This is a genomic window from Micromonospora sp. NPDC049201 (assembly GCF_055586805.1).
The window spans coordinates 107,207-125,247 of the sequence record NZ_JBVJHM010000007.1 but is presented as its reverse complement, the minus strand read 5'-3'; the positions used below and the strand labels follow the sequence as shown (position 1 = coordinate 125,247).

General features: G+C 73.8%; 13 protein-coding genes. 6 read left to right on the top strand and 7 right to left on the bottom strand.

Translation table 11 applies throughout. The annotated features are described in order from the left end of the window. Positions 1-23: 23 nt before the first annotated feature. A complete protein-coding gene (locus ACZ6O5_RS16630) occupies positions 24-1,466 on the bottom strand; it encodes a sensor histidine kinase (protein ID WP_465978044.1) in 1,443 nt (480 codons plus the stop codon). 10 nt (positions 1,467-1,476) lie between these two features. After that, positions 1,477-2,133: a response regulator transcription factor gene (locus ACZ6O5_RS16625; protein WP_107156668.1), complete on the bottom strand. Its 657-nt coding sequence runs from the start codon at positions 2,131-2,133 to the stop codon at positions 1,477-1,479. Positions 2,134-2,220: 87 nt separating this feature from the next. Between ACZ6O5_RS16625 and ACZ6O5_RS16620 the strand changes: the two genes are divergently transcribed. After that, a complete protein-coding gene (locus ACZ6O5_RS16620) occupies positions 2,221-2,559 on the top strand; it encodes a DUF952 domain-containing protein (protein WP_281939356.1) in 339 nt (112 codons plus the stop codon). A gap of 67 nt (positions 2,560-2,626) precedes the next feature. Then, the gene (locus ACZ6O5_RS16615) at positions 2,627-3,169 is read left to right on the top strand and encodes an acyltransferase (RefSeq protein WP_396770735.1); all 543 of its coding nucleotides are present in this window, start codon (positions 2,627-2,629) and stop codon (positions 3,167-3,169) included. Between the two features lie 57 nt (positions 3,170-3,226). Here the strand turns inward: ACZ6O5_RS16615 and ACZ6O5_RS16610 are convergent, their stop codons facing one another. From ACZ6O5_RS16610 to ACZ6O5_RS16595, 4 genes are all read right to left on the bottom strand, one after another. Continuing rightward, the gene (locus ACZ6O5_RS16610; protein WP_465978040.1) at positions 3,227-4,975 is read right to left on the bottom strand and encodes a CDP-glycerol glycerophosphotransferase family protein; all 1,749 of its coding nucleotides are present in this window, start codon (positions 4,973-4,975) and stop codon (positions 3,227-3,229) included. A gap of 203 nt (positions 4,976-5,178) precedes the next feature. Beyond that, a complete protein-coding gene (locus ACZ6O5_RS16605) occupies positions 5,179-6,462 on the bottom strand; it encodes a nucleotide sugar dehydrogenase (RefSeq protein ID WP_465978038.1) in 1,284 nt (427 codons plus the stop codon). A 3-nt stretch (positions 6,463-6,465) separates the two neighbouring features. Continuing rightward, positions 6,466-8,034, bottom strand: a complete 1,569-nt coding sequence (locus ACZ6O5_RS16600) for a glycosyltransferase (RefSeq protein ID WP_465978036.1) — start codon at positions 8,032-8,034, stop codon at positions 6,466-6,468. Continuing rightward, positions 8,031-9,659 (bottom strand): glycosyltransferase family 4 protein, encoded by a 1,629-nt coding sequence (locus tag ACZ6O5_RS16595; RefSeq protein ID WP_465978034.1) that lies wholly within the window; start codon positions 9,657-9,659, stop codon positions 8,031-8,033. Before ACZ6O5_RS16595 ends, ACZ6O5_RS16600 begins: the two co-directional genes overlap by 4 nt. A gap of 227 nt (positions 9,660-9,886) precedes the next feature. On the opposite strand from ACZ6O5_RS16595, the gene ACZ6O5_RS16590 reads away from it, so the two are divergent. Further along, positions 9,887-11,071 (top strand): hypothetical protein, encoded by a 1,185-nt coding sequence (locus ACZ6O5_RS16590; protein WP_465978032.1) that lies wholly within the window; start codon positions 9,887-9,889, stop codon positions 11,069-11,071. Between the two features lie 19 nt (positions 11,072-11,090). Here the strand turns inward: ACZ6O5_RS16590 and ACZ6O5_RS16585 are convergent, their stop codons facing one another. Next, on the bottom strand, positions 11,091-12,971 hold the full coding sequence (locus ACZ6O5_RS16585) for a DUF6311 domain-containing protein (RefSeq protein WP_465978030.1): 1,881 nt from the start codon (positions 12,969-12,971) through the stop codon (positions 11,091-11,093). Between the two features lie 414 nt (positions 12,972-13,385). Here ACZ6O5_RS16585 and wecB point away from each other — a divergent pair, with 414 nt between their 5' ends. From wecB to ACZ6O5_RS16570, 3 genes are read left to right on the top strand one after another with little or no spacing between them, the layout of a single operon-like run. Next, positions 13,386-14,471: a non-hydrolyzing UDP-N-acetylglucosamine 2-epimerase gene (wecB, locus tag ACZ6O5_RS16580; RefSeq protein WP_465978028.1), complete on the top strand. Its 1,086-nt coding sequence runs from the start codon at positions 13,386-13,388 to the stop codon at positions 14,469-14,471. 34 nt (positions 14,472-14,505) lie between these two features. Continuing rightward, the gene (locus tag ACZ6O5_RS16575; RefSeq protein ID WP_465978026.1) at positions 14,506-15,918 is read left to right on the top strand and encodes a glycosyltransferase family protein; all 1,413 of its coding nucleotides are present in this window, start codon (positions 14,506-14,508) and stop codon (positions 15,916-15,918) included. After that, positions 15,915-18,038, top strand: coding sequence for a glycosyltransferase family protein (locus ACZ6O5_RS16570; RefSeq protein ID WP_465978024.1), 2,124 nt, complete (start codon positions 15,915-15,917; stop codon positions 18,036-18,038). The genes ACZ6O5_RS16575 and ACZ6O5_RS16570 overlap by 4 nt, the downstream gene beginning before the upstream one ends. The last annotated feature ends 3 nt before the right edge of the window (positions 18,039-18,041 follow it).

Genomic DNA, 18,041 nt, shown 5'->3' with positions numbered 1-18,041 from the left:
TCCTGCCCGCTGACGCGGGTCGCTCAACCGCCGACCGGCTCGTCGTGGCGCTGCGGCACGGCCGGCCCGTCGGCCGGGTCGAGGGCGCCGGCGTCGTCGGGCGGCGCCGGGAACCACAGCTCGGCGACCAGGCCCCGGGGCTCCCCCTGGCGCATGGTGAGCCGGCCGTCGGACGCATCGACGAGCACCGCGGCGATGGTCAGCCCCAGCCCCGCGCCGTCCACGTTCTGCGCGTCCGGCGCCCGCCAGAACCGCTCGGTGGCCTGGCCGAGCTGGCTGGCCGTCATGCCCGGGCCGGTGTCGGCCACGGTCAGCGCCGTCCCGCCGTCGGCCGGGCGGACGGTCACCGTCACCTCTCCCCCGGCGCCGCTGAACTTGACCGCGTTGTCGATCAGCGCGTCGAGCGACTGGTCGATCGCGGTCGGCACGGTCCGGGCGTACGCCGGCGTGTCGACCGGGTCGAGTCGGAGCGTGACCGCCCGGTGCCGGGCCAGCGGCAGCCAGGCCGCCACCCGGGACGCGGCTGCCGCGCCCGCGTCCACGGTGACCCGCTGGTTCTCCTCCCGCTCGGCCCGGGCCAGCGTCAGCAGCGCGTCGAGCACGGTGGCCAGCCGGTCGGTCTCCTCCAGCGCCAGCCGGTGCTCGGCCCGGCCGTCCGGGTCGGTGAGGCTGGGGCCCAGCTCCTCCACCCGCAGCCGCAGCGCGGTCAACGGGTTGCGGAGCTGGTGGCTGGCGTGCGCGACGAAGGCCCGCTGCCGGTCCATCACGTCGGAGACCGCGTCGACCATGTGGTTGAAGCTGGTCGCCAACCGGCGCAGCTCCGGCGGGCCGAGGCGGGGCCGGACCCGGGCGGTGCGGCGCCCCTCGGCGATCTCGTGGGTCGCCGCGTCCAGCTCGGTGACCGGGCGCAGCACCCAGCCGGCCAGCCCGAACGCGGTGGAGACGCAGGCCAGCACCGCGAGCAGGCCGATGCCGGCCAGCATCAGCCACCACACCGTGACGGTGCGGCGCACCGCGTCGGCCGGGGTGGTGGTGACCACCGCGCCGAGCACCTCGCCGCCGTCGTTGATCGGGACGGCCGTCACCAGCGGCCCGTCCACCCAGGGCCAGACCGACTCCGGGCCGCTGAACTGCTGCCCGGACAGCGCGGTGTCGACCGCCGGGCCGGTGCCGGCGTCCGGCTCCCACCGGGACGACGCGGCCACGGTGCGCCGGTCGCGGTCCACCACCGCCGCGCCGATGCGGTAGAGGTCGTCGTAGGCGGCCAGTTCCCCATCCAGCGGGCCGGGACTGCCGCCGCGCAGCGCCGGACCGGCGAGCGACGCGAAGCGGGTGGCGTCGGCGAGCCGGTCGGCCCGGACCCGGTCGGTCTCCCGGGACGCCAGCGTCACCGCCAGCGGGGTCTCCAGCGCGAGCAGCACCAGCACCATCAGCAGCAGGTAGCTGATCACCAACCGGCGGCGCACCGCGGCCTCCTCACGTGGTGCGGAGCCGGTAGCCGACCCCGCGTACGGTCTCCACCAGCGTCGGGTCGCCGAGTTTGCCGCGCAACGAACCGACGTGCACCTCGACGGTGTGCCGGTCGGCCCAGGTGGTGCCCCACACGTCGAGCAGGATGCGGTCCCGGGGCACCGCGACCCCGGGCTGGCGGGCCAGCGAGAGCAGGATGTCGAACTCCTTACGGGTCAGCGTCACCGCCCGCCCGGCCACGCTGACCGTCCGGCCGCCCACGTCGATGCGGACCTCGCCCGCCTCGATCAGGTGGCGTTCCGGCACGGTGTGCGCGGCCCGGCGCAGCACCGCCTCGATCCGGGCCTGCAACTCCACCATCGAGAACGGCTTGACCACGTAGTCGTCGGCGCCCAGCCGCAGGCCCAGCACCCGGTCGCGTTCCTCGCCCCGGGCGGTCACCGCGATGATGCCGAGCTGGCTGCTGCGCCGGCGCAGCTCGCGGCACAGGTCGGTGCCGTCGCCGTCGGGCAGCGTCAGGTCCAGCAGCACCAGGTCGCAGGGGGCGGCGGAGAGCGCGGCGGCGACCGTGGCGGCGTGCTCCACCTGGTACCCCCGGCGGGTCAGCGCGGACGACAGCGCCGCGGCGACCCGTCGGTCGTCCTCGACCAGGAGGATCCGCACCCGTGTCTCTCCGTCCGCTCGACCTGTTGCCCCCGGAATGGTGGCAGACGCGTCGCCCGGACGCGAGGGCCGTTCTAGGCTGCGGTGGTGATCTACAAGATTCTCGCCGACGACGAGTGGCGGGCGGCGCGGGCGGCCGGGAGCTTCGCCGGCACCGCCCTGGACCGGCAGGACGGCTACCTCCACCTCTCCGCCGCCGGGCAGGTGGTGGAGACCGCGCGCCGGTACTTCGCCGGCGTCACCGGCCTCACGCTGCTCGCGGTGGACGAGGCACGGCTCGGCGACGCGTTGCGGTGGGAGGAGTCCCGCGACGGCGCGCTCTTCCCGCACCTGTACGCCGCGCTGCCGGTCGACGCGGTGGTCGCCGCGCACGCGCTGCCGGCGGACCGGCCGGCCGCCGACGCGGTGGCCGAACTGATCATCTGAAGCGCTCGTTATGCTGCGTCGAGCCCCGCCCGACGGCGCGACGCGCCCCGCAACGATGCGAGTGGAAATGACTGACAGCAACGACCGGTCCGCCTCCGTCTTCGTCCACCCGACGGCCGACGTCGAGGACGGCGCCCGGGTCGGCGACGGCACCAAGGTCTGGCACCTGGCCCACATCCGGTCGAGCGCCCAGGTCGGTGCCGGCTGCGTGATCGGCCGCAACGTGTACGTCGACGCGAGCGTCACGGTCGGTGACCGGGTGAAGATCCAGAACAACGTCTCCGTCTACCAGGGCGTGACCATCGAGGACGAGGTCTTCGTCGGGCCGTGCGCGGTGTTCACCAACGACTTCCGGCCGCGCGCCCAGAATCCGGACTGGACGATCACCCCGACGCTGGTCCGCCGCGGCGCGTCGATCGGCGCCAACGCGACGCTGGTGTGCGGCATCGAGGTCGGCGAGTACGCGATGATCGCGGCCGGCTCGGTGGTCACCCGGGACGTCCAGCCCTACCAGCTCGTCGCCGGCAACCCGGCCCGCCCCAAGGGCTGGGTCGACGCCAAGGGCGAGGTCGTCTCCCGGGACGTCGACAACCCGCCGCGGCAGGGCTGAACGCGCGACGGGGGCGGCGACCGGACCGGTCGTCACCCCCGCGCGTCGGTGCGCCGGTCAGCCGCAGAGCCGGCCGATCTCGTCCCGGAAGCGGTCCATCGGGTTGGACCCGGCCGGGCCGAGCAGGTATTCCTTCAGCTCCCGCCGCGCCTCGGTCATCGGGTCGTCGCCGCCCCGGGTCACGTCCAGGATCTTGGCCAGCTCGCCGCAGTCCGCCGAGAGCAGGTACGCCGCCCGCGCGGTGGGGAACTGCCGACGGAACTCGTCCTCGGACAGCCCGGCCGGGTTCGCCACCACGTACGGGCGCTCGCTCTGCACGAAGTCGGAGACCACGCTGGACACGTCGCTGACCAGCAGGTCAGTGACGTTGAAGCAGTCGAACAGCGCCGGCGTGCGACCGGTGACCACCAGGTGCGCGGCACCGTCGAGCGAGGTCGGGTCGGTGTCGCCGCCGGCGGCCCGGATCCGGGCCACGATCCGCTCGTGCGCCGCCCTGGCCTTCGGCGAGCGGGTGCCGGTCAACGGGTGCGGCTTGTAGACCACCCGCAGGTTCCCGGCGGCCAGCAGCCCGGCCACGATCCGCTCCCCCATCAGCACCAGCGAGGTGTGGTAGGGGTCGTCGTCCAGCCAGCCCTCCCAGGTCGGCGCGTAGAGCACGGTGAACGCGTGGTCGGTGGCGCCGGAGCCGAACGTGTGCACGCCGGCGAGCTGCGGGCGGCCCACCTCCACGATGTCGCGGTCCAGCACGCCGACGCCGGCCCGGGCGTACCGCTCCCGGCCGGCGGGACCGGCCACCCACACCTCGTCGTACACCTTGCTGTACGGGTTGACGCTGGCCGCCTTGTCGCTGTCGCCGTGGCCGACGAAGACGTGCTTCACGCCCGGCTCGCGCAGCAGGTGGATGTTGGCGCCGACGTTCGCCGCGTACAGCGCGACCCGCAGCGAGCCCAGGTCGAGGTTCATGAAGTCGACGCCGGCCGGCACGCAGACCACCGGCAGCCGGGTGTCGGCGAGCTGGCCGAACGCGTCCGCGGCGCGTAGCAGCACCACCGCGCGGCGGCCGGTCGCCTCCAGCGGTGCGAGCCACATGTTGGCCTGGTAGACGTCCTTGGCCGGGCCGGCGAAGTAGAGCGCCACCTCGGGCTGTTCCCGGGCCAGCCAGTCGTGCACGGCGGGCAGCACGCCCGGCGTCCCGCCCCGGCCGCGCAGCGCGGTCAGCGCCAGCACCACGGCGGTGACCAGACCGGCGACCAGCGTGACCAGGCCGGTGAGCACCACGGGGGCGACCCGGTCCAGCGCGGCGGCCACCACCGCCGCCGGCACCAGCAGCACGTTGAGCAGCGGCATCCGCAGCCCGGCCAGCCCGCGCGCCCAGGCCGGCGGCACCGGGACGCGGCGCAGCGCGCCGAGGTCGATGTTGCGGGTGTACGCCGGCGGGTCGACCCGCCCGTCGATCGTCTTCGTCACGGCGGTGGTGAGCACGGCGAGGGTCCACAGCGCGGCGGGCAGCAGCAGCACCGCGACCGTGCCGGCCACGCCCGGACGCACGGCGGCGAGCACCAGCAGGACCACCGACAGGTCCCGCAGCAGCCGCCGGAACGTGGTGCCCACACCGGCCTTGGCGAGCAGCTCGGCCGTTTCGGCGTACCGGGTGGCGAGCGCCAGTTCACCGGCGAGGGCGACCACCGCGGCCACCGCGTACGGGACCACCAGGCCGAGCGCCCCGGCGAGGATCATCACGCCGTACCCGAGGAGCGTCGCGCCCACCGCGGCGAGGCCCTGCTGGCTGCGTACTCTGCTGAACAACGACACGCTCCCTGTCTGCCCGCCGCTGTCGGCGAGGCCCGATACCGGACGGCTGCGACCCTAAACGGGTCAAGTGACGCAAGTATTACCGGGGTGTCCGAGAGGTGAACATCGGACGACGACTTTCACACCCCGGTACCCGCTGGGGGCACAGCACGAAGCGGGCCCCGGCCGTCCCGGCCGGGGCCCGCCGCGCAGCCTGATCAACCGCCGATGACCACCCGGCGCACGCCCGCCCAGCGGGCCGGGTCGGTGACCCGACGGCCGTCCACCAGCACCGTCACGCCCGGCAGGTCGGCCGGGGTGAGGTTGCGGTACTCCGCGTGGTCGGCCTGGATCACCGCCGCGCCGAGCGGCTCACCGTCGTAACCGGGCAGGCCGTGTGCGGCCAGCTCCTCGTTCGAGTACATCGGGTCGGACACGTAGGGCGTCGCGCCCCGCCGGCGCAGCGCCTCCACGGTCGGGAAGACGCCCGAGAAGGCGGTCTCCTTCACGCCGCCCCGGTAGGCGGCGCCCAGCACCAGCACGCCCACCCCGGTCAGGTCGCCGTACGCGGCGGCGAGCAGGTCGACCGCGTAGTCCGGCATGGCGGCGTTGGCCTCGCGCGCCGAGCGGACCACGGTGGCCGCCGGGTCGTTCCACAGGTACATCCGCGGGTAGATCGGGATGCAGTGGCCGCCGACCGCGATGCCCGGCGAGTGGATGTGGCTGTACGGCTGGGTGTTGCACGCCTCGATCACCTTGGTGACGTCCACGCCGACCGTGTCCGCGAAGCGGGCGAACTGGTTCGCCAGGCCGATGTTCACGTCCCGGTAGGTCGTCTCGGCGAGCTTGGCCAGCTCGGACGCCTCCGCCGAACCGAGGTCCCACACCCCGTTGGGCTTGTCCAGGTCGGCCCGCTCGTCGAAGTCGAGCACCGCCTCGTAGAACCGCACGCCGTGCGCGGCGGACGCCTCGTCGATGCCGCCGACCAGCTTCGGGTAGCGGCGCAGGTCGGCGAAGACCCGGCCGGTGAGCACCCGCTCGGGGCTGAACACCAGGTGGAAGTCGGTGCCGGCGGTGAGGCCGGAGCCCTCGGAGAGCATCGGCGCCCAGCGGCTGCGGGTGGTGCCGACCGGCAGCGTGGTCTCGTAGCTGACCAGCGTGCCCGGCTTGAGGCCACGGGCGATGGCCCGGGTGGCGTCGTCCATCCAGCCGAAGTCCGGTACGCCCTCGGCGTCCACGAACAGCGGCACGACCACGACGACCGCCTCCGACTCGGCGACCGCGGCGGCGGTGTCGGTGGTGGCCGACAGCAGCCCGGCGGCGACCGCCTCCTTCAGCTTGACGTCCAGGTCGGCCTCACCCGGGAAGGGCACGGCACCGTCGTTGACCAGCTGGACGACCCGCTCGGAGACGTCGGCACCGATGACCCGGTGCCCCTTCGAGGCGAACTGCACGGCGAGCGGCAGGCCGATCTTTCCGAGCGCGACGACGCAGATGTTCATGAACTACTTTCCTCCAGAGGGCCAGATGCGGCGCAGGCGGGCAAGGAACCGACCGGGGGTCACCGGCGTGATCGCGACGATCACGTGGCCCTTGTGGTTCGTGGTGGGTGTGACGAGGTGCAACCGGGCGCCGTGGCGGGCCAGCAGCTTGGGCGCGGCGACGGGTCGGTCGGTGCGCATCGGCGCCGAGCCGGCCCCGTCCAGCGCGGACACCTCGGCGCGTACCGTCCGCCGTTCCCCGTTCGGCGCGACGACCGCCAACAGCCGGTCCACCGCGAAGTCGGTCCGTACGACGGTACCGGGCCCGTCCGGCGTCACCGACGTGGCACCCGTGAGATCGCCCACGCTGACCTTCAGCGCCTCGGCGCTCAGCTCGGCCAGCTCCGCCCACCGGCTCCGGGCGGTGACCACCAGGGCCCGCCCGCCGGCCGCGTCCCGCCCCCAGGCCAGCTCGGTCGCGGTCAGCTTCGCGAGCTGCGCGGCGGCCCGGTCGGTGACGTCGTACCAGTCGTCCGGGTAGCCGAACGCGGGGTCGCGGAACCCGACGTGGTGGGCGTACCAGCGACCGTCGTCGACGGTGACCTCGGGCAGCGTCTTGTCGGCCTGCTGCCCGATCAGCTCGCGCAGCGCGTCGAGCCCGCCGTCGCGCGCCACCGCCAGCCGCACCCGCAGGGCCGGCTCCATCCGGGCGAGCACGCCCTCGGTGAGGTACGCCCCGGCCAGCTTCCGGACCCGGTCGTGAACGTGCTGCTGCACGTCCGGGGAGAGGCTGAGGAACTCCTCGCGGAGCAGCTTCGCCACCTCCCAGCTGAAGTGGCGCACCAGCACCGCGTCCCGCTTCGGGCCGGGCCCGATCAGGCCGGCCACGAACGCGACCAGCTCCTCGGCGCAGCGCAACCGCTCCTCGAAGCGGCTGGCGTAGGTGATGTTCTGGGCGTTGTCCCGCTTGACGGCGAAGTAGTAGTCGTAGTCGCCGAGGACCGAGACCTTCTTCGCCCGGAAGCACGCCTCCAGCGTGAACGGCTGGTCGCTGCCCATCGGCATGTCGGTGCGGAACCGCAGCCCGTGCTGCTCGACGAGGTCCCGGCGGAACAGCTTGGTGTTCGACAGCGACCAGGGCAGCGCGCTGTCGAACAGGTCGAGCCGCTCCGCGGTGCAGGCGTACGCCGCCTGGTGCACGTAGCGCTTGTTGGTGCCGACCATCCGGCCGAGCACCACGTCGGAGTCCCACCTGTCGGCGGCGGCGACCAGGCGCTCCAGGGCCTCCGGCCCGAGGTGGTCGTCGGAGCCGACGAAGAAGACGTAGCGGCCCCGGGCGTGGTCCAGCGCCAGGTTGCTCGGCGCCGCCGGGCCACCGGAGTTGGCCTGGTGCAGCACCCGGACCGTCCCCGGGTAGCGGGTGGCGTAACGGTCCAGCTCCGCGCCGCTGCCGTCGGTGGAACCGTCGTCGACCGCGACGACCTCCAGCCGGTCCCGGCCGATGGTCTGGCCGACCAGCGAGTCCAGGCAGGCGGTGAGGTACGGCATGGTGTTGTAGACGGCCACCACCACCGTCACGTCCGGCTGGCTCACGCGCCCACCTCCACCGAAGCCGGCACCGCGCCCGGAGCCGGCGCGGACGCCGACGTGGCCGGGCGGGGCGGGGCGTCGGGCAGCAGCCGGGCGTAGACGTCGTCGAGCACCCGCGCCTGCGCCTCCCAGGTCCAGTCGGCCAGCAGGCCCGGCCGGTCGTACGCGGCGCGGTACCGCGCCGGATCGGCGAGCACCGCGGTGACCGCCCGGACGAAGTCAGCCACGTCCTCGGCGCGGAACACCTCGCCCTGGCCGGTCTCCCGGACAGTCTCGGCCATGGTCCGCACGTCGGAGACGACGAGCGGCAGGCGGGCGTGTGAATACTCGAAGAACTTGGTGATCAGCGCGATCTCGTGGTTCGGCCAGTGCTGGATCGGGATGACGCCGACCTGCGCGCCGGCCAGGAAGCGGACCACCTGGTGGTGCGGCACGTACGGCAGCACGTGCAGCCGGTCCGCCACGTCCAGCTCGCCGGCCCGGGTGACCAGACCCCGGACGTACGCCGAGGTGGGTTTGTTGACCACCAGGGCGACGTGCGCGCCGGGCAGTCGGGGCAGCGCCTCGACCAGCACGCCCAGCCCGCGCTTGGCGGCGGCCACCCCGCTGTAGACCAGCAGCGGGGCGTCCGGCCCGAGCCCGCACAGCGCGCGGATGTCCGGCACCGGCCCGGTCGGGTCGGCCGGCAACTCGTCGACCGCGGGGGCGTTGAGCACGACGGCCGGGCGCTCGGCCAGCCGGTGCTCCTCGCGCAGCAGGTCGGCCAGGCCGCCGGAGACGGTGGTGGTGGCGTCCGCGTACGGCACGTACTCCCGCTCGTGCGCCACGTTGCCGGGCAGCCAGCGGGCGTTGTCCCGCCACGGCTGCACACCGGGGAGGTATTCGTGGGCGTCCCACAGCAGCGCGATCCGCCGGCCCCGGGCGGCGGCCCGGATCTTCGCGCGGGCGCCGACGCCGAGCATCCGGAAGTCGTTGGCGTGGATCAGGTCCGGTGCCAACTCGTCGACGACCGGGCCGTAGGCCAGCTCGTAGTCCCACAGGCCGGGCTCCAGCCGGCGCCACGCGCCGTCGCCGCGCAGCCTGCGCCAGAACGCCGTGTACGCGCGGTCCCAGGGGCCGTCCAGCTTGCGGCCCTTGCGGGCGCGGGTGAGCTGACGGTTGCGGAACCCGACCCACCGGCGGGTCAGGCCGGCCAGCTTCTCCTCGGCGCGCAGCGTGGCCCAGGGCAGCCCGCCGGGGCGGCCGGCGCCGGAGTCGCGGGCCGCGGTGGTCAGCGCCGCCCGGCGGACGGCCAGGTCCGCGCGCCACGCCCGGACCGTCTGGGTGCGGTGCGCGGCGAGGCCGCTCGGCGGGTACGCCAGCGGATGCCGCAGCCAGGCACGGCGGAACTCGTGCCGGCGACGGGACAGCGGCTCGGCCATGGGGATCAGGCGCACCTCGGCGGCGCCGAGCCGCCAGCTCTGCGGCTGGCCCACCGGCGCGCGCCCGAGCAGGACGACGTCCCAGCCGGCGTCGGCGGCGGACCGCGCCGCCTTCTGCACCCGGGAGTCCCCGATGACTCCGTTGTCCACCAGCATGACCACCCGTCCCCGGGTGCCCGCCGCTGCGGTCGTGCCGTCAGATCCCATCCCTGCCCGTTTCGTCGTCGCCAGCACCGCGCCCGCGGACCCGAGCGAGTCTACGACAACGGTTCCGGCCGCCACGCCCGCCGCCGTCGGCGGTCCGTGACCTGTCGCGCCGATTGCTACCCTCCATGCTGTTCAACGACCGGCGCTCGCCCCGGGTCGTCGCCGGGCCGACGGTAGGTCGCCCGCCCGCGGCCCGCGTGCCGCCGGATCACTCCAGGCCAGCGCGGATGGATCAGACAATGGACGTGGTGACGACCGAGGAACCGAGCCGCGCGGCGTCGGCAGCGCCCGACCCGGCCCGGCCCACGCCCGCCGGGCGGCTGCGCCACGCCGCCCGCGCCGCGCTGCCCGCGTTGGCGGTCTACGCCGTGATCCGCCTGATCGGGCTGCTGACCGTCTGGATCTGGGCCGGCAACGTGGGGCGCAACCCGGTCAAGGAGCTCACCCGGGCCGACGGCGACTGGTACCTCGCCATCGCGCGACACGGGTACGACGGGTACGAGAAGGCGCAGAGCAACATGGCCTTCTTCCCGCTCTACCCGGGCCTGTCCGCGGCCCTGGACCGGATCTCCCCGCTCAGCCCACGTGAGTCGGCGCTGCTGGTGGCGTGGCTGGCCGGGCTGGCCGCCGCGTGGGCGCTTTTCGCGATCGGCGCGTACCTGCACGACCGGCGCACCGGCGTCCTGCTCGCCGCGCTCTGGGCGGCGATGCCGCACGCGGTGGTGGAGTCGATGGGCTACAGCGAGAGCCTGTTCACCGCGCTCGCCGCGTGGACGCTGTACGCGCTGCTGCGCCGGCACTGGGTCACCGCCGGGGTGGTCTGCCTGTTCGCCGGCCTGACCCGGCCCACCGCCTCGTCCCTGATCCCGGTGGTCGGGCTGGCCGCGCTGCTGGCGGTGGTCCGGCGGCGGGACGGCTGGCGGCCGTACGCGGCGCTGCTGCTCGCGCCCGCCGGCTGGCTGGCGTACCTGGCCTGGGTGGGGGCGCGGACCGGACGGCCGGACGGCTGGTTCCACATCCAGTCGGCCGGCTGGGGGACCAGTTTCGACTTCGGCGTCTACACCGTCGAACGGGGGCAGCAGACGCTGGTGCAGGTGGCCGCGCTGCCGCTGCTGGTGGTCACCGTGGTGGCGTTGGTGTCGCTGATGTTCTTCGCGCTGAGCGTGCTCGACCGGCAGCCCTGGCCACTGCTGCTCTACAGCGGCCTGCTGCTGGTGACCACGCTCGGCGCGGCCGGCTACTACCACTCCAAGGCGCGGTTCCTGCTGCCGGCGTTCCCACTGCTGCTGCCGGCGGCCGTGGGCCTGGCCCGGGCCGGTCGGGCCCGGGCCGTCACGATCCTGGTGACGCTCGTCGTGTTCTCCAGCTACTTCGGCGGCTACCTGCTGCTGATCTGGACGAAGTCGCCCTGACCGGCCCGCCGCCGGGCGGTCAGCGGGTGACCGGCCGGACGTCCCAGAGCCACACGTCGTCGACCCGCCGGCCGGGGCCGTACAACACGTCGAGCACGACCTTCAGGTCGTCGTGGCGGCGGGCCCCCCGGTCCGGCAGCACCACCGCGTCGGCCTTCCAGTACCGCACGTCGGCGCGGGCCTGGGCGACGTCGGCCGGTCCGACCGTGGTGTCCCGTTCACCCCGGGACACGGCGGTGAGCAGCTTGGCGGTGGGCTGCGGGTCGACGCCCCAGCGTCCGGTCGCGTCGGTGGCGGAGACCGGCCCGAGGAAGTAGCCCTCGGGCACCGCGAAGCCGGCCAGTGCGGCCGAACTCCAGTACAGCGACGTCATGCCGCTGACCGGCACCGGCACCAGGGTGCGGCCGGGCGCCACGTGGTCGCGCCACGCCCCGCCGGTGACGAACTCCGGCACCGGCGCCCGGCCCCGCGCCTCCAGCGGCGTCGGCAGGATCGGCAGCAGCGCTGCGAGCAGCGCGACGGCGGCCAGGCGAGCCACCAGCGACTCCTGGCCGGCCCTACCCACCCGCACCCGGGCCAACCGGTCACCGGCCACGGCGAACAGCACACCGAGGGTCACCGTCGTGATCAGCGCGAACCGGGAGACGACCACCGAGTCGAACACCGGCAGCTCGGAGACCAGGGCGAACGGCGCGGGCACGTCGGTGCGCCGGGTACCCACCGTCCAGGTCGTGCCGATCGAGAAGACCGCCGAGATCACGGCCACCACCGTGAGCACGCGGACCAGGATCTCGCGGCGCAGCCACCAGGCGGCGCCCAGCGCGAGCACCACCACGGACCAGCCGTAGAAGCTCGCCTGCTCGGTGGTGTTCGGGCCCCAGCGCAGGGCGCTGGTGGGGCTGCCGGCCACCGACTCGGTGGCGTAGCGCACGAACGAGCCGACGGTCAGCGCGTAGACGTCCGGGTTACCGGGGTGGCCGACCCGGTGCTGCGGCCCGGCGAACTGCATCCACAGCGGGTACGCGGCGGCGGCGCCGACAAGCACCCCGGCTACGGCGAGCCCGCCGAGCAGCGGGCGGGCCCGGCGCACCGCCTCCCGCGGGCGGAAGATCACGTAGGCGATCACCATCATGAGGCACCCGAGCGCGGCCAGGAAGAGGATCTCCAGGCTGACGAAGAACTGCGCCACCACGAGCCCGCCCAACACCAGCCCGTCGCGCAGCGGACGACCGTCCCGGGCCAGCTTGACCACGCGCCAGACGATGAACGGCACCAGCCACTGGGCGGTGATGTGCGGGTGCCCGTTGCTGTGCGACACCAGCGCCGGCGCGAACGCGCAGAACAGGCCACCGGCGAACGCCGCCGCCCGGGATACGACGAGGTGCCGGGAGAGGACGTGGTACCAGGCGTAGCCGGTGCCGGCCAGGTTGAGCGTGATGAACAACAGGTACGAGAAGGACGCGCCGAACAGCAGCGTGACCGGGGACAGCACCAGGCCGGGTAGCTGCATGCCGACGTTCGTCATCAGGTTCACGCCACTCGGCGCGTTCTGCAGGGTGGTGAAGAACGGGTTCTCCAGGTGACTCACGGCGTGCGCCGCGTACGCGAGCATCCACTCGTTGAAGCCCTGGTCGTTCGGTCGGCTGCCGAGCAGCCGACCGTCGTGGTTCAACCAGCCGCGTCCGGTCACCCAGAAGGCGCCGGCCAGGTAGATCGCCGCAGCCAACAGGTCCGGCCGCCACCGGCCGAACCCCGGCCCGGTGGCGCCGTCGACCGCCTCGACCGACTCCGCCGTCTCACCGGCCGTTGCCGATGGGCGCTCCGGCGGCGCGTCGGCGGTGGCCGCCGATCCTCCCTGCTCGGAGGTATGAGTACGGATGTCGGGCCCGGGCACGGTCATGGCGCCGTAGTTTACGCAGGCCGGGTAGATCCTCCGGGTCGGGCTCGCGACTCGCGGTCCGGGTCGGTGCCACCGACGTGAACGGACTGCGAAGGGCCGACGACCACGGCGCGAACCGGTGCCGCCGACGCCCGGACGGGCGGCACGGTCGGTTAGTGTGGTGCCCCGTGTCCCACACCACGCTGTCGGTCACCACATCGACCGTTCCGGCCGATACATCCGTTTCCGCCCGGCGACGCGGGCCCACTACCGCGAGCCACCCGCGTTCGCGTCCGTCGTCCGGCACCGGACGGGGCACTACTATTTCTAGGGCCGCAGGGCCGCAGCCGGCCATCCGGCCGGCTGCGGAGTCCACGCCGCGTGCAGCGCCGGCCCCCTACCGGTCAATCAGCCGAAGATGAAGAGGAGTCACGTGTGAAGGTCGTCAGCATCGTCGGCGCCCGACCGCAGTTGGTGAAGCTGGCGCCCATCGCGGCCGCCTTCGCCGAGGACGGGTGTGCGCATGTGATCGTGCACACCGGCCAGCACTACGACGCCGACCTGTCCGACGTCTTCTTCTCCGGTCTCGGCATCCCCGATCCGGACGTGCACCTGGGCATCGGCTCAGGCAGCCACGGCGTGCAGACCGGCAACACCCTCGCCGCGCTGGACCCGGTGCTCGCCGCCGAGGCGCCGGACTGGGTGCTGGTCTACGGCGACACCAACTCGACCCTGGCCGGCACCCTGTCGGCGGTCAAGCAGCACCTGCGGGTGGCCCACCTGGAGGCCGGGCTGCGATCGTTCAACCGAAGGATGCCGGAGGAGCACAACCGGGTGCTCACCGACCACGCCGCCGACCTGCTGCTCGCCCCCACCGAGGAGGCCGTCCGGCACCTCGCGACGGAGGGGCTGGCCGCCCGGACCGAACTGGTCGGCGACGTCATGGTCGACGTCTGCCTGCGCGTCCGGAACGACATCGCACGCGGCGACCAGCCCCGGCCGGTGCTGCCCGAGGGCATCGACCCGGACGCGCCCTACCTGCTGGCCACGTTGCACCGCGCGGAGAACACCGACGACCCGCAGCGGCTCGCCTCGCTGCTCGACGCGCTCGCCGACCTGCCTGTGCCGGTGGCGTTGCTGGCCCACCCCCGCCTGGTCGCCCGCGCCGAGGCGCACGGTCTGAAGCTGTCCCGCGGCGCGCTGCACGCCGGTCGACCGCTGCCGTACGCCGCGATGGTGGCGGCGGTGGTCGGCTCCGTCGGCGTGGTCACCGACTCGGGGGGCCTGCAGAAGGAGGCCTATCTGCTGGAGCGCCCCTGCACCACGCTGCGCACCGAGACGGAGTGGGTCGAAACGCTGGCCGGCGGCTGGAACGTGCTCGTTCCCGACCCGCGCGAGCGGGACGCGCGGTGGGCCGCCACCGCGACGCGCCCCGCACCCGAAACGCCGCGCGGCACCCCGTACGGCGACGGCCGGGCGGCCCGGCGGGTCGCCGAGACGCTGCGACGGCACCTGGCATGACGACGCGCCCCCTTCTCATGATCGGCGATCCGCGATGACCAACCGCACCGTCCCACTCCCCCGCTCCGGCAACGGGCGGCGGCCCCACGCGATCTACCTCGCGATCGGCTTCCCGCCCGCAGCGAAGAGCAGCGCGTACCGGCTGCGTGAGACGGCGAACCAGTTCGTCGCCCAGGGCTGGGACATCACCGTCATCACGATCTGCCAGCAGGCGTGGGAGCGGGAGTACGGCTTGGACCACACACTCTCCGAGAAGGTCGACCCCCGGGTGCGGGTGGTCGAGCTGCCGCTGATCCGGGAGGACCTGGAGACCGACATCCGGGCGTTCTCGGAGGAGCGCTCACTCGACCCGGCGGGCTGGATCAAGCGGCTGCGCAAGCGCGAGCAGAAGGCGTTCCCAGAGCCGGTGTTCGGCGGCTGGCGGTACGAGCTGGAGAAGGCGGTGCTGCGGCTGCACCGCGAGCACCCGGCCGACCTGCTGCTCGCCTCCTGCGCCCCGTACGTGAACCTGGCGGCCACCTGGAAGCTGTGGGAGGAGCACAAGATCCCGTACGCGGTCGACTTCCGCGACGGCTGGTCGCTCGACGTGATCGGCGGCGGTGAGGCGTTCACCCGCGACTCGGTGTCCGGCCGGTGGGAGTCCACGGTGCTGGAGCACGCGCAGGCGGTGTGGTGCGTCAACGACCCGATCGCCGGCTTCTACCGCGAGCGGTACCCGCACCTGGCCGAGCGGGTGCACGTGGTACGCAACGGCTACGACGAGGACAGCCTCCCGGACATCTCCGGCCGCTCGCCGGACCCGGCCGCCGGGCTGACCTTCGGCTACCTGGGCTCGGTCAACTTCTCCCCGGCGTTCCTGGAGTCGGTGCTGGACGCCTGGCGGATCGCCCGGCGCGACGACCCGCTCCTGGCCCGGTCGCGGTTTGAGGTGCGCGGGCACATCGGCGCCGGCGCCGCGCGTGAGGCCAACCGGCACATGGACCTGCTGAAGGAGGCCGCCGTCGACGGGGTGAGCTTCGGCGGGCCGGTGCCGAAGGCCGAGCTGGCGGCGACGTACGGCTCCTGGGACGCGCTGGTGCTGATGCTCGTCGGCGGACGCTTCGTCACCTCCGGCAAGGTGTATGAGTTCATGGCCAGCGGGCTGCCCGTGCTCTCCGCCCACGACATCGAGCACGACGCCAGCAACGTGCTGGCCGGCCATCCGCTGTGGACCGGCGCGGTCGGGCTCGAACCGCACCGGCTCGCCCACTCCTTCACCGAGGCCGGTCGGCTGGCCGTGAAGGCGACCGACGCCGACCGGGCCGCTGCCCGGGAGCTGGCCCGCCGGTTCGCCCGACCGGCCGTGATCGCCCCGGCGGTCCGCCACCTGACCGAACTTGCCCGGCCGATCGGCGCCGACGCGGCCGTCCCGGCCGCAACCTCCTCGACGGGAGATGTCCGACCGTGACCTCCGTGCTCATCGTGGCTGCCGCCGCGCCGAAGCAGCCGGCCGTGCTGATCGAGTCGTTGGAACGCTTCCGTAGTCGGGGCGCCCGCGTCACTGTGGCCTGCTTCTTCGACGCCGAGGAACTGCCGATCGACCCGGCGCTGGCGGAGGTGCGCTCGTTCGTGGTGCCCGCCGAGAAGCGGGATGCCCGGCTTCGGCGGGCACTCGGGCGGGCGCAGGCCAACCGGAAGATCTGGCTGCACGCGCAGCGCAACGCGTGGCTGCGGCAGCGCTACCGCGCGGCCGACCTGCTGGTGGCCCTCGACCCCCGCTCCGTGCACACGGTGTGGGAGATGGCCCAGCGCAACACCCGGGCCGGGGCCCACTACGGGCTGGTGCCGGCGCAACGCGCGCTCGACGCGTCCCGCTCCGAGCCGGTCGGCAAGCGGCTGGAGCGGCAGCTCGCGGCCGTCGCCGGCATCGGCACGCGGGGCGCCAAGCGGGCGGCGGCGGAGACCGTGCGGACCACCGTGCAGAAGGCCACCGGCCAGCGGGTCATGAGCAACCCGGCGGGCGCGTGGTTCTGGTCCCGGGCGGTGGCCGCACCGCGCGTCCCGGAGCGGCTCCGCAGCAAGCTCGCCGTCCGGCTGCACGACAGCGCGGTCAAGGCCGGGCGGCCGGCGGTCGCCAACCGCACCGCCTCGGCGGCGGTGAGCCGGATCAGCAGCGCCGCCACCCGAGCCGACGTGCTGACCAGGGCGGCACAGGCCGAGCTGGCGCTCGGGCAGGTGCCGGTCGGCCTGCACGAGGCGATCCGCGCCCAGTTGACGCTTGCCGACGGTCTGCTGGCGAAGGACCCGAAGAAGGCAGCCGCCGCGGTGTCCCGGGCGTGGAGCCTGGCGTCCAACCGGGTGCTGCACTTCGACCGACTCTCCTCGCCGATGAGCGACGGCCCGGACGTGTTCCTGGCCCCGTTCCGGGAGAGCCCGGCGGCCCGGAAACTGTCCGAGCCGCGGGGCCGGGTCGCGCCCGCGGCGCCGGCGCCCACCGACCGGCCCCTGCGGCTGCTGGTCACCACGCTGATCAACGACAACTTCCTCCAGGAGATCCTGGAGCGCTACCGGGCGATGCCGAACGTCGAGGTGCGTTTCCTGGACCTCTACGAGGACCCGGACACCCGGCCGCTGGCGCTCAGCGGCAGCACCGTCATGGAGCACCTGCTGGGCGCCGAGTCGTCGTACGGTGACAAGATCGAACAGTGGCTGCGACCGCACCTGGACTGGGCGGACACGGTGTTCGTCGACTGGTGTCAGGCCACCGCCGCGCTGTTCACCCTGCACGATCCCGGCACTGCCCGGATCATCGTCCGGCTGCACAGCTTCGAGGCGTTCAACTTCTGGCCGCATCTGGTGGACTTCTCCCGGGTCGACGACGTGGTCTTCGTCTCCGAGCACCTCCGGGACCTGTCCACCGCCGTGCTGCCGCCGCTCACCGGCGCCGGCGCGCCCCGGCTGCACGTGGTCTACAACGCGATGGACCTTCAGCGTTATCCGGGCGCGAAACCCGCCGACGCCCGGTTCAGCCTCGGTCTGGTCGGGTTCAGCTCGGTGGCGAAGGACCCGCGCTGGGCGGTCGAGGTCCTCCGGAAGCTGCGGGAACACGACGAGCGCTATCGGCTGACGTTCATCGGCAGCAACTTCAACAACCGGACCAGCAAGCCCGCCAAGGACTACGGCAAGCTGTTCGCCAAGGATCTGGCCGAGCTGGAGCCGTTGGGCGCGGTGCGACGCTACGGGCAGACCGACGACGTGCCGGGCGCGCTGCGGGAGGTGGGCGTGATTCTCAGCACGTCGGTGCGGGAGAGCTTCCACTGCGGCCTCGTCGAGGGCGCCGCGAGTGGCGCGGTGCCGGTGGTCCGGGACTGGCCGTTCTTCGCCGGTGGGCCGCACGGGGCCCGTTCCCTCTTCCCGGCCGATTGGTTGGTCGACACGCCAGCGGCGGCGGCGGAGCGGATCCTGGCCGTCACCGCGACGGAGGAGGCGTGGGCGGAGGCGGGCCGGGCCGCTTCCGAGCACGTGCTGAAGACCTGGGACTGGAGCGTCACCCAGGCCGACTACGACCGGCTGCTGCTGGACGACTGAGCA

Bases quoted from the DNA above. Each gene is read 5' to 3' on its own strand.
- ACZ6O5_RS16595 (WP_465978034.1), bottom strand. From the start codon at position 9,659: ATGGGATCTGACGGCACGACCGCAGCGGCGGGCACCCGGGGACGGGTG.
- ACZ6O5_RS16585 (WP_465978030.1), bottom strand. From the start codon at position 12,971: ATGACCGTGCCCGGGCCCGACATCCGTACTCATACCTCCGAGCAGGGA.
- ACZ6O5_RS16575 (WP_465978026.1), top strand. From the start codon at position 14,506: ATGACCAACCGCACCGTCCCACTCCCCCGCTCCGGCAACGGGCGGCGG.
- ACZ6O5_RS16590 (WP_465978032.1), top strand. From the start codon at position 9,887: ATGGATCAGACAATGGACGTGGTGACGACCGAGGAACCGAGCCGCGCG.
- ACZ6O5_RS16605 (WP_465978038.1), bottom strand. From the start codon at position 6,462: ATGAACATCTGCGTCGTCGCGCTCGGAAAGATCGGCCTGCCGCTCGCC.
- ACZ6O5_RS16615 (WP_396770735.1), top strand. From the start codon at position 2,627: ATGACTGACAGCAACGACCGGTCCGCCTCCGTCTTCGTCCACCCGACG.